The following is a 15,048-nucleotide window of genomic DNA, read 5'->3' as shown; positions in this document are numbered from 1 at the left end:
GATCCGGGAAGACGATGGGCTCGGGGGCGCTTTCCTGTCCTCTCCCCATGGGGGAGAGGTGGCCCGCGCAGCGGGTCGGTGGTGGGACGCGATTGGGAAGCCTCGAAGACCCCTCACCCCAGCCTTCTCCCCGACGGGGAGAGGGGACAGGTTGTCCACTCCGGGGGGATTGCGTTCGGGCTGATGGGCTTCCGGGGACCGATGGCTTCCGGGACTGATATTCGCGCACCTATTCCCTGCGGCGCCGCTATCTCAGAGCCGCTTCACCGTGCGCACCGGAGCACTCGCCGCCTCGATGCGGGCGAGGGTGGCGTCGAGCGGCTCGCGCACCACCGACATGAAATGCGCGGTGGCGTGCAGCAGCGTCTCGCCATTCTCGACGATGCCGACATGGCCGGGCCAGAATACCAGGTCGCCGCGTTGCAGGCTGGCAATGTCGCCGGCAAAGCCGATGTCGTGGCCGAGCGCGGCTTCCTGCATGTCGCTGTCGCGCGGGCAGGCAATGCCGCGGGCAGCGAGCGCCGCCTGCACCAGCCCCGAGCAATCGAGGCCGAGGCTGGAGCGCCCGCCCCACAGATAGGCGGCGCCGAGGAAGCGGGCGGCGACATCGACCGGATCGGTCTCGAACCGATCGAGCGGGGCGAGATGGTCGGCGAAGATGTAGCCGCCCTCGGCCGTCACCAGGAAGCGGTCGCGGGCGCCGGCGATGGAGAGCCGCGCGCCGAAGGAGAGCAGGGCGGTGGGCGGCAGCTTTATGCTGGGGCCGGGGAAGACCGGGGTGCGCAGCGCCGCCACCTTGTGGGTCGCCGGCGCACCGGGCGGGGCCAGTGCCTCCAGCGCCATCCAGCCGACATAGCCGTCGGCGTCGAGCTGCACCCAGGCCCAGCCTTCCTCGGTCGCCTCATAGACGGTGACGGTCTCGCCGAACAGCGCCTCGGTGGTGAGCGGCGCCATCGGATCGGGAGCGCGGGTGACGCCGGCGCGCTCGCGCACCACGCGGTACGGCGTGCCCTCGACATAATCAGCGGCTTCCACCGCCCCGCGCAGATGCGCGGCGGCAAGATCGGGGCGGGCGGGGGTGAGGCGGGGGTCGAGGGCGTTCATGCGCATGGGCCGTGATGAGCGGGGAGCCGTTTCAGATGCGCCTGCCGGCGGCGGGATGCAAGCGCGGCGTCAGATCGCTTTGCGCCCCGTTGGCGTCGCCTGATCGAAAAGCGACGTGGATTCAACATGTTCTAGCGCGGCAGGGAGCGGGCGGTGGCGACCACGAGGTCGCCGAGCCTTTCGAGATAGAGCGCGCCCTCCACAGTGCGCTGGACGATGACGTTGCGCCGGTCGGCCTCGTCGCGACGCCGCGACAGCAGCTTGCGGGCGCCCATGGTGTCGAGGGCGCGGGTGATCACCGGCTTGGTGACGCCGAGGCGGGCGGCGAGGCCGCGCACCGTATGCGGCGGGCTCTCCAGATAGACGCTGAGCAGGATGGCGAGCTGGCGCTGGGACAGATCCGGCGCCTCGTCGCGCACCTGGTCGCGCACCTGCGCCAGCGCCAGCTCGTGCAGCAGGCGCAGCGCCTGCGAGGCGCGCATCTCGACCGCCATTCCACCGCCTCCGCCCGGCCGGCCGCAATCGTTACGGCGACGGATTGTTCTCGCATTCCAGCGGCGGAACAGCAAGGAAACCTTGCGCAAAGGCTTAACGCGCCATCACTTTCGCGTTTTCGCCGGGCCATTCGGGTCGATGGCGGCCGGTGCCTGGCTACCATGATACCCCAACGTCAGCCGTAGCGCTCGGCCAGCAGCGCGTCGAGGGCGCGGATCGTCTGCGCCTCGCCGCCTTCCGGCCGGGCGGGGCGGGAGGACGGGTTCCAGGCATAGATGTCGAGATGCAGCCAGGCGCCGGCGCGCTCGACGAAGCGCTGGAGGAACAGCGCCGCGGTGATGGAGCCGGCAAAGCCGCTGCCGGGGGCGTTGTTGATGTCGGCGATCGGGCTGTCGAGCATGCCGGCATAGGGCTGCCACAGCGGCAGGCGCCACAGCGGATCGGCCTCGCTCGCCGCGTGGCGGGCGAGGTCGGCGGCCAGCCTTTCGTCATCGGTATAGGCCGGGGGGAGCTGCGGGCCGAGGGCGACGCGGGCGGCGCCGGTGAGCGTCGCGAAGTCGATCATCAGCTCCGGCGCCTCCTCATCGGCGAGGGACAGCGCGTCGGCGAGCACCAGCCGCCCTTCGGCGTCGGTGTTGCCGATCTCCACCGACAGGCCCTTGCGCGAGCGCAATATGTCGCCGGGGCGGAAGGCAGAGCCGTCAATGGCGTTCTCCACCGCCGGGACCAGCACCCGCAGGCGGACGGGCAGCTTGCGGGCCATGATCATATGCGCGAGGCCAAGGGCGCTGGCGGCGCCGCCCATGTCCTTCTTCATCAGCAGCATGCCGCTCGAGGGCTTGATGTCGAGGCCGCCGGTGTCGAAGCAGACGCCCTTGCCGACCAGCGTCACCTTGGGGGCGTCGGCTTCGCCCCAGGCGAGGTCGATGAGGCGGGGGCTGCGCGGGCTGGCGCGGCCCACGGCGTGGATCATCGGCAAATTGGCGGCGAGAAGGTCGTCGCCGCCAGTCACCTCGATGGCGGCGCCGTGGCGGGCGGCGAGCGCGCGGGCTGCGGCTTCGAGCTCCGCCGGTCCCATGTCGTTGGCCGGGGTATTGACGAGGTCGCGGGCGAGCGCCACTGCTTCGACGGTGCGGATCAGCGCCGCCTCGTCGACGCCCTCGGGAACCACGAGGCGCGGGCGCGGGGCATTGCGGCTGCGGTAGCGCTCGAAACGGTAGCCGCCGAGCGCGAAGGCGAGGGCGGCCAGGCGCGGATCGGCCGCGCCGCTCGCCAGCCGATAGTCGCCGGCCGGCAGCGTGGTGGCGAGCTTGCCGAAGGCGAGCGGATCGCGCGGGGTTGCCTCGACGCCGAACAGCACGCCGGCGATGGCGCCGGAAGAATCCGGCACCACCAGCACCTTGCCCGGCTCGGCGCGGAAGCCCGTCGCCTCGGCAAAGGCGACGGCGATCGGCGGCAATTCGCCGGCAGCCTTGCGCCAGTCCTGAGCGGTGACGCACCAGATCGGGCGCGGCTGGTCGGCGGCTTCGGCACGGATCAGCACGGTGTGGGCGTCCTGCGGCATGTCTTCCTCGATCTCCGGCTTTGGCCCTTCGGCCCCGACTGCATGTCCCGATGCCCGCGCCCGCCGGCCGTCAGGCGACGGCGAGCTCGAAGGCACCGTCCTCGATCAGATAGACGGCGCCCTGGCGCACCGGCAGGAACACGGCTTCCTGCGCCGGCATGCCGGTGAGCGCGTGCAGCATCGCCCGCACCACGCCGCCATGGGTGACGACGACGGCGTCGCGGGTGATATCGGCCAGCGCCGCCATCACCCGGGCCGAGAGATCGGAATAGCTCTCGCCGCCCGGCGGGCGGTAGCGCCAGGGATCGGCGCGATGGTCGGCGACCGCTTGCGGGTCGCGCCGGCGCAGCTCGGTCCAGGTATTGCCTTCCCAGCGGCCGAAGGAGATTTCCTTGAGCCGCGGCTCGCGGCGGAAATCGTCGGGCGACAGCCCGAGTTCGGCGCGCAGGATCGCCATGGTCTGGGCGGCGCGGGACAGCGGGCTGGCGACATAGTCCAGCGGCGCCACCTGGCCGGCCAGCCGCTCGATGACGCGGGCGAGGCTGGCGGCCTGCTCGCAGCCGAGATCGTTGAGCGGAATGTCGTGGCCGCCCTGCAGGCGGCCGGCGAGGTTCCAGTCGGTCTCGCCATGCCGGACGAGGAAGATGCGCCGCTTGGTCATCGCGACGGGAGGGACACGGTGTGGGTGTAGCTGGTGCCGCCATTGCGGCCGACGCGCGGCCAGGCGACGCGGACCGTCACGCTGCCGCCGCCGCGCGGTGGCCGGCCGGCCAGCACGACACGGGTGCCGCGAATGTTGCGTCCCCGGCAATAGGTCGAGCCCGCGTCGTTGCCGGTCGCGGTGAAGGCGCCGTAGTCGGTGGTGAGGTTCACGCCCCGCGGGGCGCCAAGGATGGTGATGGTCGGCGCGTCGGCCGGCTGGCAGAGCGTGTCGGCCATGCCGGCGGCGAAGACGACGCGGCCGGAGCCGCCGCCGGTGAGCAGCGCGAGGCGCTGATAGCTGCTGTCATTGCTGGTGGGCGACGTGTAGCCGGGGAAAATGGCGCCGCCACCCCCGAAAATGCGATTCCAGAACGGGTATTGCTGGAAGCTGGGCGGGAGGCCGCTGTCCTGGTTCGGCGAGCCCGGCGTCGCCCAGTCCGGCGGCAGGCCGGAGCCCGGCGGCGGGTAGACGGTGATGGCGGTCTCGGCCGAGGCCGGCAGGGCCGCCGGGCCGATGCCCGCAAGCAGCAGGGCGGCCACGGCGAGGCGGAGGGTACCGCGGAGTGTGCCGCGCATGCTGCCTTGTCTGCCGCCGGGAGCCTTGATCATCGCCGTCTCCTGTTGGTCCTGGAAGCCGCTTGGTGCCGGAAACCGTTCGGCGTCAGTCGCGCTCGAGAGTCAGGTCCGGCGCCTCGGGATTCTTCATGCCGACCACATGGTAGCCGGCATCGACATGATGAATCTCGCCGGTGACGGCGCGACCGAGATCGGAGAGCAGATACATGCCGGTGCCCCCCACCTCGTCGATAGTGACGGTGCGGCGCAGCGGCGCGTTCAGCTCGTTCCACTTGAGAATATAGCGGAAGTCGCCGATGCCGGAGGCGGCGAGGGTCTTGATCGGCCCGGCGGAAATGGCGTTGACGCGGATGTTCTTCGGGCCGAGATCAGCGGCAAGATAGCGCACGCTGGCCTCGAGGGCGGCCTTGGCGACGCCCATCACATTGTAGTGCGGCATCCACTTCTCGGCACCGTAATAGGTCAGCGTCAGCATCGAGCCGCCATTGGTCATCAGCTTCTCGGCGCGCTGGGCGACGGCGGTGAAGCTGTAGCAGGAGATCAGCATGGTCTTACTGAAGTTCTCCGCCGACGTATCGACATAGCGACCGTCGAGCTCGTTCTTGTCGGAGAAGGCGATGGCGTGGACCAGGAAGTCGAGGCCGCCGAACTGGCGCTCGGTCTCGGCGAACACCGCGTCGATGGTCGCCGGATCGGTGACGTCGCAATGGCCGACGAGGATGGCGTCAAGCTCGGCGGCCAGCGGTTCGACGCGCTTCCTCAGCGGCTCGCCCTGATAGGTAAAGGCGAGCTTCGCCCCCTGCATATGCGCGGCCTTCGCAATGCCCCAGGCAATGGAGCGGTTATTGGCCACTCCCATCACCAGGCCGCGCTTGCCGCTCATCAAACCGGCCGACACTCTGCCCTGCTCCGTCACGCCATGCTCCGTAAACCCAATTCAACGCCGTGCGGCGAGAGGTTCCTATCGCACAGCGGCGGGGAGTGCTCAAGCGAGCCGGAAGCAGGGCGGGTCTGCCCGAGACGCGGCCAGCCCCGTCGATTCAGCCTTCCTTGCCGGCGTAGCGGCGCATCAGCGCCTCGAGTTCCGGGTCCGGCTTCTCGGGCAGCATGATGCGCAGGGTGGCGAGGATGTCGCCATCGCCGGTCTCGCCGACCGGCAACCCCTTGCCGCGCAAGCGGAACGTGCGCCCCGAACTGGTCCAGGCCGGCACGTTCAGCTCCACCGAGCCGGTGAGAGTGGCCACCCGCACCTTGCCGCCGAGCACCGCCTCGGCCAGCGGCACCGGCACGTCGATGCGCAGATCGGCGCCGTCGACGCGGAACTGGCGGTGCGGGGCATAGGCGACCACCACATAGGCGTCGCCGGGCGTGCCGCCAAAGGCGCTGGGCTCGCCCTGGCCCTTGAGGCGCATGCGGAAACCCTCGACGGTGCGCGGCGGAATCTTGACCTCGACCGAGCGGCCGTCGGGCAGCGTCACCTTGACCGGGCCGCCGGCCACCGCGGTTTCCAGCGGCACCGGCAGGCGGATGTCGATGTCGCTGCCGCGCGGCGGCTCGAAGCCGGCCGACGAGCCGCGCCGGCCGGAGCGGCCACCGCGACCCATGCCGCCGAGAATGTCGGAGATGACGTCGTCGAACCCGCCGGCATCATGCATGCCGGCGCGACCGCCACCGGCCTGACCGCCGCCCTGGCCGAAGGAAAAGCTCTCGAAGATGCTGTCGTCGTCGGACGCGCGGCGGAAGCCGCTGCGCCGGAAGCCGCCACCGCCGCCGCCGAAGCCCTCGAAGCCGCGGGGCTTGCCCTCGGCATCGATCTCGCCACGGTCGAACTGGCCGCGCTTCTCGGTGTCGGACAGGATCTCGTAGGCGCCGTTCAGTTCGGCGAACTTCTCCTGCGCCTTCGGATCGGAGGCGTTGGCGTCGGGGTGCAGCTTCTTGGCGAGGCGCCTGAAAGCACGCTTGACCTCGGTTTGGTCGGCGCTGCGGGCGACGCCAAGGATGTCATAGGGATCGCGCATGGATAGGTCTTCTCGGCCGGCGGTTCCGGGCTTACGCTCTCATATGGAGCCGGTGTTGCGCCGATGCAACGGTCAGAAGCGTCGTTGGCGGCGGATATCCGCCTTAATCCCCGCAAAACCGTTGATCCGCGCCGATTTCCACCTCCGAGGCAGAGTCGGCCGATCGCCTTGTGCCGCGTCGGATGCGCCGATCGCCGCCCGGCCCGTCAGCCGCGCTCCAGCATCCGCGCCTGGCCGATGCGCCAGCCGCGCGACGCGGTGCGGCAGGCCTCGCCCTGCAGCCAATCCTCATTGTCCGCCCGCACGAAGCTTACCAGGAAGCTGCGGCACTTGCTGTCATCCTTGCCGGCGATCGGCGTGACGGTGCCGCGCGTCGCCGTGGCGGTGTTCTCCCACGGCACGCTCGGGGCGGCGTCGCGGGCGGCGAGCGCCTCGGCCAGCGCCCGGCGGGCGGCGATCCAGTCATCCGGCGTCACGCCGCTCGGCACCGGCTCGCTGGTCGAGACCGGAGCCGGGGTTGGGGCGATCGATCCGGTGATGGTGCCGTCGAGGCCCGGCGCCAGCGCGCCGCAGCCGGCGAGCGCCGCCGAAGGGAGCAAAGCGAGGAGGCGGAAAAGCACTGGGCGGGAGATCCACCGCCGACTATATGGGGGGCGACGGCCGAACACGTCATCCGCCGCCGCTGCCCGCCCGATAGTTGTCACCATGGGCCGCCCCCGGTCCTGCGCCACTGATGAAGCCATGAATACGCAAGAACCGTTAACAGCCGGTGATTTTACCGCGGCCGACGAGCCCTTTGCCCTGTTCGAGGCGTGGTTTGCCGAGGCGCAGGCGAGCGAGCCGAACGATCCGCACGCCATGGCGATCGCCACCGTCGACGCGGACGGCCTGCCCGACGTGCGGATGGTGCTGCTCAACGCCCGCGATGCCCGCGGCTTCGTGTTCTTTACCAATACCGGCAGCGCCAAGGGGCGCGAGCTCGCCGGCAACATGAAGGCGGCGGCGGTGTTCCACTGGAAATCGCTGCGCCGGCAGATCCGGGTGCGCGGGCCGGTGGAGCAGGTGAGCGACACCGAGGCCGACGCCTATTTCGCCACCCGCCCGCGCCTGTCGCAGATCGGCGCCTGGGCGAGCCAGCAATCGCGCCCGCTCGAGGGGCGCTTCGCGCTGGAGACGGCGATCGCCAAGGTGACGGCGCAATATGCGCTCGGCAGCGTGCCGCGCCCGGCGCACTGGACCGGCTTCCGCATCCGGCCGGTGCAGATCGAGTTCTGGCACGACCGGCCGTTCCGGCTGCACGATCGCATCATGTTCCGCCGGCAGGAGGACGGTGCGGGCGGCAGCGAAGGCCTGTCATGGATCAAGACACGCCTCTATCCTTGAGCTAGACCTGTCTCCCAACACGCGATCCACCAGACAAGGTTCATCATGTCGGGCACCAACCAGCCCCGCCGCACCCTTTTGCTGACCGGCGCCTCGCGCGGGATCGGCCATGCCACCGTGAAGCGATTCTCGGCGGCCGGGTGGCGGGTCATCACCTGTTCGCGCCACGCCTTCCCGGAGAATTGCCCGTGGGAGATGGGGCCGGAGGACCATATCCAGGTCGACCTCGGCGACGAGGCCGATACCCGCCGCGCCGTCGAGGAGATCAGGAGCCGGCTGCCGGACGGGCAGCTGCACGCCCTCGTCAACAATGCCGGCATCTCGCCCAAGGGGCAGGGCGGGGCGCGGCTCGGCACCCTCGACACGCCGGAGGAGACCTGGCGCAAGGTGTTCCAGGTCAATTTCTTCGCGCCGATCCTGCTCGCGCGGGGGCTGCTGGAGGAACTTAAGCGTACCCATGGCGCGGTGGTGAACGTCACCTCCATCGCCGGCTCGCGGGTGCATCCCTTCGCCGGGGCGGCCTATTCGACCTCGAAGGCGGCGCTGGTCGGGCTGACGCGCGAGATGGCGGCCGATTTCGGCCGGCTGGGGGTGCGGGTGAACGCCATCGCCCCCGGCGAGATCGACACCTCGATCCTGTCGCCGGGTACCGAGAAGATCGTCGAGCAGATTCCGATGCAGCGGCTCGGCACCCCCGACGAGGTGGCGAAGATCATCTATGTGCTGTGCACCGACACCTCGTCCTATCTCAACGGGGCGGAAATCCACATCAATGGCGGCCAGCACGTCTGACCGCGGCGGGGCCGGCCCCGGCCCCGCGATGCCGGTGCGCTACAGCCAGCGCTTCCACTTGAAGAACCAGTAGGGCCCGATGGCGGCGGCGAGCATGGCGAGCAGGGCCACCGGATAGCCCCAGTGGTCGGCGAGCTCCGGCATGTATTCGAAGTTCATGCCGTAGATCGAGGCGATCAGCGTCGGCGGCATGAACACCACCGACAGCACCGCGAAGATCTTGATGATGTTGTTCTGCTCGATCGACACCATGCCCAGCGTGGCATCGAGCAGGAAGGTGATCTTGTCGCCGAGATAGGACACATGGTTGGTCAGGGAGGAAATGTCGCGCTGCAGGCTCTTGAGCGCCGCGCGCTGCTCCTTGCCAGGCTTGCGTGCCTCGCCCTCGGCGGTGAGGAAGGTGACGATGCGCGCCATGGAGACGAGGCTCTCGCGCGCCTTCGACGCAAGGTCGCCCTTGCGGCCGATCTGCCGCAGGATCGCCCGATGGCGCTGGCTGCCCTGGCCGTTGTCGCGCTCGAAGATGCGGCGGGAGATCAGGTCGATATCCACCGCCACCCGCTCGATGATATCGGCGCTGCGGTCGACGATGGCGTCGAGCAGCGACATGAAGATCTGGTCGCCGCGCAGCCCTTCCGGGCAGCCCCGCTCCAACTGGCCGACGACCAGGCTGAAGGCCTTGAACTCGCCATAGCGCACGGTGAGCAGCCGGCTGCGGAACAGAATGAAGGTGACTTCGGACAGGCCGGGGCGCTCGCCCTCGCTGCCCAGCACCAGCGAGCCGGTCATGTACTGCGCCTCGTTCTCCACCCTGAGGCGGCTCGAGGGCTCGATCTCCGCCATTTCCTCATGGGTGGGGATGGCGATGCCGAGCGCGGCCTCGACAAAGCGGTCTTCCGTCGGGCTGGGGGCGAACAGGTCGATCCAGACCGCGTCGGCGGGCATGTCGCCGCCGACCGGCACCTCGATGAGCCTGAGCGCGCCGTCGCGCAGGCAATAGGCGTGAATCATGGTGTCTCCCCGCCCGCGTGCAGGCCAGCCTTACTCTCTCCCGCCGGCGGCAACAACCGCCGGCGCGTCAGGGCACGCGCCCCGATGCGGGTCGCGGTCAGGATCGCGGCGAAGGGAAAGGGAGGGGCGGCGAACGGTCAAGGCGACCGTGTGGGTCAGGCCGCGAAGAACTCGATGTCCCGAAGCGTGACGACCTTGGGCTCGGCCGTCTCGGATGGAGCTACGCTGCTACCGGGCGTGGCAAGCGGGGGCTGTGGAGCGGCGGCGTAGCGCGCGGCTGCGGCGACAGCGGATATTCCGATTTCGCGCCAATGGGCGCTTTGCTGCGAACGCTCCCAGCGCCCGCGACCGGGTTCGAGTTCCCGGCGGTCCTCGGCCGACATGGTATCCTCCTATGCATCGCCCGTGACGGGTTCGACTGCCAACGAATTGGGCGACGACTGCGTCAGAATTAAGCAATTCGCGGCGAGTCGGTAGAGGTGCATGGATTTTGTCGCGGTTTTGGTTAACTATTTGAATCGTTGCAACCTAGCTGCGGCCTTTTGGCAACAGTCGCGCGCGACCGACATGTGACCCTCGCATGGCCCCTTCAAGGCGAAGCCAAGTTCGGCTATCCCGAATACAGGAAGCGGCGCGTAATGCGTGCCGCTGCGGCAAGTGATTTCGGAGAACTCGAAAATGAAATTGCGGGGGATGAGCGTGGTGCTCATCGCGCTTAGCTTGGGTGCTTGCAGTAATTCGGTGAAGGCGCCGGCGCCGGAAGCTTCCCTGACGCCCCGCGATAAGCAATTGCTGGCGAAGGCGCCGTATCAGAAGGTGCTTCCGCCGGACATGTACCAGCGGCACATCGTCGACTATACCGGCGGCGAGAAGCCCGGCACCATCGTGGTCGATACCGACAAGAAGTTCCTCTATCTGGTCGAGGGCGACGGCAAGGCGATACGCTACGGCGTGACCGTCGGCGAAGAGGGCTTGGCCTTCAAGGGCGACGCCAAGGTGGGCCGCAAGGCCGAATGGCCGACCTGGACGCCGACCGCCGAGATCAAGGAGCGAATCGCCGGCGTGCCGAATTTCGTCGGTCCCGGCCCGCATAACCCGATGGGTGCGCGCGCGCTTTATCTCTACCAGGGCAACAAGGACACGCTGTTCCGTATCCACGGCACCAACCAGCCGGAATATATCGGGCAGGCGATCTCCTCCGGCTGCATCCGCATGCTGAACGAGGACGTGATCGACCTCTACACCCGGGTTCCGCAGGGCGCCGACGTCGTCGTGCTCTGACCGCCGCAACGGCGAGCGACATTTCGGAAAGGGCGCAGCTTCGGCGGCGCCCTTTTTCGTTGCGGGAGGAGACAGCGAACGGAGGAGGCCGCAACTGGCCGTGCCGGCGCGCCGTTTCCCGCATGCCATTGGCCGAATCAGCTGCACGCCGAAACCGGGGAGCGCGGCTCGGCTTCGTACCGTCGCCGGGATGGGCCATCGACGCGGCAGGCTCCGCCGCCACCGGCAAGGCGGTGTTTCGTTCGTGCTGGCGGAAGACATGCCTCCCGAATCAGCATCCCGGAGGCATGGCGGCGCGACGGCCAGCGGCGGGGATCACGCCGCCAGATGCTGCTCGCGCACCGCCCAGTCGAGCGTCTTGTCGAGCGCGCGGGTCAGGCGGTCGAACAGTTCGTCGATCTCGGCCGGCGAAATGACCAGCGGCGGGCAGATGGTGACCGCATCGCCGAACACGCTGCGCACGATGAGACCCTCTTCCTGTGCAAAGGCCACGCACTTCGCCGCCATGCCCAGCTTGGGATCGAACTGCGCCTTGGTCTTCTTGTCGGCGACCAGTTCGATGCCGGCCACCAGGCCCTTGCCGCGCGCCTCGCCGACCAGCGGGTGATCCTCCAGCGCGGCGCGGCGGGCGTCGAATTGCGGGATCTTCGCCCGCACCCGCTCGAACACGCTTTCGCGCTCGTAGATCTCCAGCGTCTTCAGCGCCACCGCCGCCGCCACCGGATGGCCGGAATAGGTGAAGCCATGGCCGAAGGAGCCGAGCTTGCGGCTTTCCTCCAGCATCGCCTCATACATGCGCTCGGGTATCATCACCGCGCCGATCGGCTGGTAGGCCGAGGACAGCGCCTTGGCGATGGAGATCGAATCCGGCTGCATCTCCATCGCCTCCGAGCCGAAGGCGGTGCCGAGCCGGCCGAATCCGGTGATGACCTCGTCGCCGATGAAGAAGACGTCGTAGCGGTCCAGCACCGCCTTGATCTTCGGGTAGTAGGTCTTCGGCGGAACGATGACGCCGCCGGCGCCCATCACCGGCTCGGCGATGAAGGCGGCCACGGTGTCCGGCCCCTCGGCGAGGATCAGCGCCTCGAGATCCCCGGCGAGACGGGTGGCGAAATCCTCCTCGCTCTCGCCGGGCAAAGCGAGACGGTAGTGATGTGGGCAGGTGGTGTGGCGCACGCCAGCGATCGGCAGGTCGAAATCATTGTGGTTGCCGGCGAGGCCGGTGAGCGAGGCCGAGGCGATGGTGACGCCGTGATAGGCGCGCATGCGCGAGATGATCTTCTTCTTGTTCGGCCGGCCGAGGGCGTTGTTCATGTACCAGACGAGCTTCATCTGGGTGTCGTTGGCCTCGGAACCGGAGTTGGTGAAGAACACCTTGGAGATCGGCACCGGCGCCATCTCCTTCAGCTTCTCGGCCAGCTCGATCGCCGGGTCGTGGCTCTTGCCGCCGAAGATATGGGTGAAGGGCAGCTTGCGCATCTGCGTCGCCGCCGCCTCGACCAGTTCTTCGTTGCCGTAGCCAAGCGCGGTGCACCAGAGGCCGGCCATGCCTTCGAGATAGGGCTTGCCGTCGACGTCGTGCACCCACACGCCCTGGCCGCGCTCGAGGATCAGCGGGCCGGTGTCGCGAAGGGTGGCGAGGTTGGTATAGGGGTGAACCAGCGTCTCGACGTCGCGAGCCTGAAGATTGGTCAGCATGGGGGTGCTCCGGGGGACCGATAGTCGGCGCTAGCCTAATGCGCGCCGTCCGGGGCCGGAAGCGCGCCCTTGGTCGGAGCCGAGCCCGGCTATTTGCGTCCGCCGCCGCCGCGTCCCGCTCCGGCACTTGCCGCTGGCGCATCCGATTCTGCGGCGTCCGTGCTCTCCTCGTCGCCGGGTTCCGTTTCCTGCGACGGGGAAGGCGAGGCCGCGGACGGGTTGCCAGGGGATTCGTCGGAGCCGGGGGCGTTGCTCTTGGCATCTCCAGCGCGGGCTTTGCCGGGCTTGTCGGCTTCGCTCTTGCCGGTCTCCGTCCGGGCGCCGGGGGGGCGGGTACCGATGGCCCAGCGGCACAGCACCATGTTGTTGCGCCGTACGGCGCGGTCCACATGCAGGTGCAGTTCGTGGAAGCCGTCCGAACCGGGGCCGAGAATGGTCATGAAATCGGCGCAGGCGCTGGCCTTCAGCAACTCCTGAAAGGCGAGCGGCATTGCCTGCGCGCCGGAGCCGCCGACCAGCACGCTGCGCCCGTCCATCAGCGTGTAGCCACGGGTGTCCATGGCGTTGCCGGACCCGTGCTCGCTGATCTTTGCCCCCTTGACCCGGTTGCGCGGGCGGCAGGAGTAGGAATCGGCGACCTGGATCTTCGCCAGCGGACTGCCGAGCGTCTCGACGGCCGGGGCGACGCCCTCGCGCACCCAGCGCGCCACTGCCGCCGCCATGTCGCAGCGCAGCGTCGCGGCCGGTTCCAGCGGGATCAGGCGGCCGTCCTTCAGCTTGATGCCGGTGAGGCTGACCGGGCGTTCGATGCGACAGGCCGGAGACGTCTTCACCTCGGCAGTTGTGATGGTGCCGAGGTCGCCGACGGTCAGCTCCGGGCAGCCGGCGAGGGGGCCGGGCGGCGGGGTGAGGGCCGATCCGCCCGGCGGGGGCGCGGTAGCGGCGGGGGACAGCATCGCCGTCTGGGTCCGCCCCTGCGGCCGGGGAGGCGGCAGCGGCACACCGGCGGCGTCGGTTTCTGCGGCTTCGGTTTCGGCATCCTCGGGCTCGGAAGCCTCGGGGGAGGGGGATTGGCGGGCATCGCCGGCGGCGGGCGGCGTGACGGCGGCAATGCGCGGCCGCGCCGGCGGCCGCGGCATCTGCGCGGCCAGAGCGGGAGTGAGCGGTGCGACGCGTTCCGGGCGCTGGGGCGGCAGCGGGATTCCGGGCGCCTCGGCAAGCGCCGGTTCCTCATCGACCGGCTCCGTCACCGGCCCCGCCGGCTGTGCCGGGCGGGCGGCGAATAGCGGGGGAACGGCGGGTTTGGCGGCGGGTTTGGCGATTGGGCCGGCGGGAGCGGCGGCGGGCTCCTCGGCGGCTTCGTCGGGAGGCTCGTCGATCGGGCGCGGCGGCGGCAGCGGCACGGTGGCGGCCGAGCGTGCGCCCGTCGCCGGCTTGGTACGGGGCTTGCGCGCCGGCTTGGGAGCGGGGGCGCCGAGCCATTGCTCGATCTGCTGGCTGGCGGCGCTGCCGGCGCGATCGATGCTCGATTTCAATTCCTGGGCCTGCGCAAGTTGCTGCGCCTGCGCCCCCGGGAGGGGGGCGGAGAGCACGAGACCCAGCCCTCCCAGCCCGGCCAAAACGCGAATCAGCCGGAAGGGCGTGGTTGGGAGCCACCTCGATTTCATGCTATTCGGTGCTCCCTCGCCCCGCGATCCACCTGGAGGTCTACACCACGTGAACGCCGTTCGCGCCATTCTGTTCGACAAGGACGGCACGCTCATCGATTTCGATCGCACCTGGGGCCCGGCTGCCGGTGGCGTGATGGCCCGGCTTGCCGGCGTCGACGAGGCGGCGCTGTCGCGTCTGCATGAGGTGAGTCATTATGTGGCCGAGCGTCGGCAGTTCCTGCAGACTTCGCCGCTGATCGCCGGCTCCTCCCGCCAATACGGCCCGTTATGGGCGCAGGTGCTTGGCCGTCCGGCCAGCGAAGCCTTCTTCGTCGAGATCGACGAATTGTTCATCGAGGAGGGCCAGGCTCACCTCGCGCCGCTCGGCCGGCCGAGCGCGGCGCTGGCGCGGCTCGCCCGCCTGGGCCTGCCGCTCGGCATCGCCACCAATGACAGCGAGCGCAATGCCCGCATCCAGGCCGACATTCTCGGCCTCACCGATTTGCTGGCGGCGATCTACGGCCATGATTCCGGCCACGGCTCCAAGCCGTTGCCAGGCATGGTGCAGGCCTTCGCCGAGCTGACCGGCGTGCCGACCTCGGCGGTGGCGCTGGTGGGCGATACCCATCACGACCTGATGACCGCGCGGGCGGCGGGCGCGCTGTCCGTGCTGGTGCGCAGCGGGCCGGGGCCGATCGACGCCTTCGCCGACGAGGCCGACCTCGTCGTCGACGATGTCGAGGCGCTGACCGAGCTGTTCCTCGAGCCGGTATGA

General features: G+C 69.5%; 16 protein-coding genes. 4 read left to right on the top strand and 12 right to left on the bottom strand.

The window, feature by feature from the left end; all coding sequences use genetic code 11:
- Window positions 1-252 precede the first annotated feature (252 nt).
- From KHC24_RS21415 to KHC24_RS21380, 8 genes are all read right to left on the bottom strand, one after another.
- Window positions 253-1,110 carry a C40 family peptidase gene (locus KHC24_RS21415; protein WP_213365525.1) on the bottom strand — a complete coding sequence of 286 codons (858 nt, stop codon included), beginning with the start codon at window positions 1,108-1,110 and terminating at the stop codon, window positions 253-255.
- A gap of 125 nt (window positions 1,111-1,235) precedes the next feature.
- A complete protein-coding gene (locus KHC24_RS21410) occupies window positions 1,236-1,598 on the bottom strand; it encodes a MarR family transcriptional regulator (protein ID WP_213365522.1) in 363 nt (120 codons plus the stop codon).
- A gap of 176 nt (window positions 1,599-1,774) precedes the next feature.
- Entirely contained in the window at window positions 1,775-3,163 is a 1,389-nt protein-coding gene (locus KHC24_RS21405) for a leucyl aminopeptidase family protein (RefSeq protein WP_213365519.1), read from the bottom strand.
- 70 nt (window positions 3,164-3,233) lie between these two features.
- Entirely contained in the window at window positions 3,234-3,824 is a 591-nt protein-coding gene (locus tag KHC24_RS21400; protein WP_213365516.1) for a histidine phosphatase family protein, read from the bottom strand.
- Window positions 3,821-4,474, bottom strand: coding sequence for a hypothetical protein (locus KHC24_RS21395; RefSeq protein ID WP_246547403.1), 654 nt, complete (start codon window positions 4,472-4,474; stop codon window positions 3,821-3,823). The genes KHC24_RS21400 and KHC24_RS21395 overlap by 4 nt, the downstream gene beginning before the upstream one ends.
- Window positions 4,475-4,526: 52 nt before the next feature.
- A complete protein-coding gene (gene fabI, locus KHC24_RS21390; RefSeq protein ID WP_213365961.1) occupies window positions 4,527-5,324 on the bottom strand; it encodes an enoyl-ACP reductase FabI in 798 nt (265 codons plus the stop codon).
- Window positions 5,325-5,481: 157 nt separating this feature from the next.
- Window positions 5,482-6,459 (bottom strand): DnaJ C-terminal domain-containing protein, encoded by a 978-nt coding sequence (locus tag KHC24_RS21385; RefSeq protein WP_213365513.1) that lies wholly within the window; start codon window positions 6,457-6,459, stop codon window positions 5,482-5,484.
- A 206-nt stretch (window positions 6,460-6,665) separates the two neighbouring features.
- A complete protein-coding gene (locus KHC24_RS21380; RefSeq protein WP_271180525.1) occupies window positions 6,666-7,079 on the bottom strand; it encodes an RT0821/Lpp0805 family surface protein in 414 nt (137 codons plus the stop codon).
- A 121-nt stretch (window positions 7,080-7,200) separates the two neighbouring features.
- Here KHC24_RS21380 and pdxH point away from each other — a divergent pair, with 121 nt between their 5' ends.
- Both pdxH and KHC24_RS21370 read left to right on the top strand, forming a co-directional pair.
- Window positions 7,201-7,842, top strand: a complete 642-nt coding sequence (gene pdxH, locus KHC24_RS21375; protein ID WP_213365507.1) for a pyridoxamine 5'-phosphate oxidase — start codon at window positions 7,201-7,203, stop codon at window positions 7,840-7,842.
- Between the two features lie 45 nt (window positions 7,843-7,887).
- Window positions 7,888-8,634: an SDR family NAD(P)-dependent oxidoreductase gene (locus KHC24_RS21370; protein WP_213365504.1), complete on the top strand. Its 747-nt coding sequence runs from the start codon at window positions 7,888-7,890 to the stop codon at window positions 8,632-8,634.
- Between the two features lie 39 nt (window positions 8,635-8,673).
- Here the strand turns inward: KHC24_RS21370 and KHC24_RS21365 are convergent, their stop codons facing one another.
- Both KHC24_RS21365 and KHC24_RS21360 read right to left on the bottom strand, forming a co-directional pair.
- A complete protein-coding gene (locus tag KHC24_RS21365; protein WP_213365501.1) occupies window positions 8,674-9,645 on the bottom strand; it encodes a magnesium transporter CorA family protein in 972 nt (323 codons plus the stop codon).
- A 155-nt stretch (window positions 9,646-9,800) separates the two neighbouring features.
- Window positions 9,801-10,028, bottom strand: coding sequence for a hypothetical protein (locus KHC24_RS21360; RefSeq protein ID WP_213365499.1), 228 nt, complete (start codon window positions 10,026-10,028; stop codon window positions 9,801-9,803).
- Window positions 10,029-10,323: 295 nt separating this feature from the next.
- Here KHC24_RS21360 and KHC24_RS21355 point away from each other — a divergent pair, with 295 nt between their 5' ends.
- The gene (locus KHC24_RS21355) at window positions 10,324-10,926 is read left to right on the top strand and encodes a L,D-transpeptidase (protein WP_246547399.1); all 603 of its coding nucleotides are present in this window, start codon (window positions 10,324-10,326) and stop codon (window positions 10,924-10,926) included.
- Window positions 10,927-11,241: 315 nt separating this feature from the next.
- Here KHC24_RS21355 and KHC24_RS21350 read toward each other — a convergent pair whose 3' ends face one another.
- The gene (locus KHC24_RS21350; protein WP_213365497.1) at window positions 11,242-12,624 is read right to left on the bottom strand and encodes an aspartate aminotransferase family protein; all 1,383 of its coding nucleotides are present in this window, start codon (window positions 12,622-12,624) and stop codon (window positions 11,242-11,244) included.
- 89 nt (window positions 12,625-12,713) lie between these two features.
- The gene (locus KHC24_RS25575; protein ID WP_213365494.1) at window positions 12,714-14,216 is read right to left on the bottom strand and encodes an extensin-like domain-containing protein; all 1,503 of its coding nucleotides are present in this window, start codon (window positions 14,214-14,216) and stop codon (window positions 12,714-12,716) included.
- Window positions 14,217-14,340: 124 nt separating this feature from the next.
- Between KHC24_RS25575 and KHC24_RS21340 the strand changes: the two genes are divergently transcribed.
- Entirely contained in the window at window positions 14,341-15,048 is a 708-nt protein-coding gene (locus KHC24_RS21340; RefSeq protein ID WP_213365491.1) for an HAD family hydrolase, read from the top strand.

The organism is Ancylobacter defluvii (genome assembly GCF_018390605.1).
Classification (GTDB): Bacteria; Pseudomonadota; Alphaproteobacteria; order Rhizobiales; family Xanthobacteraceae; genus Ancylobacter; species Ancylobacter defluvii.
This window is presented reverse-complemented; position numbering and strand designations above follow the sequence as displayed.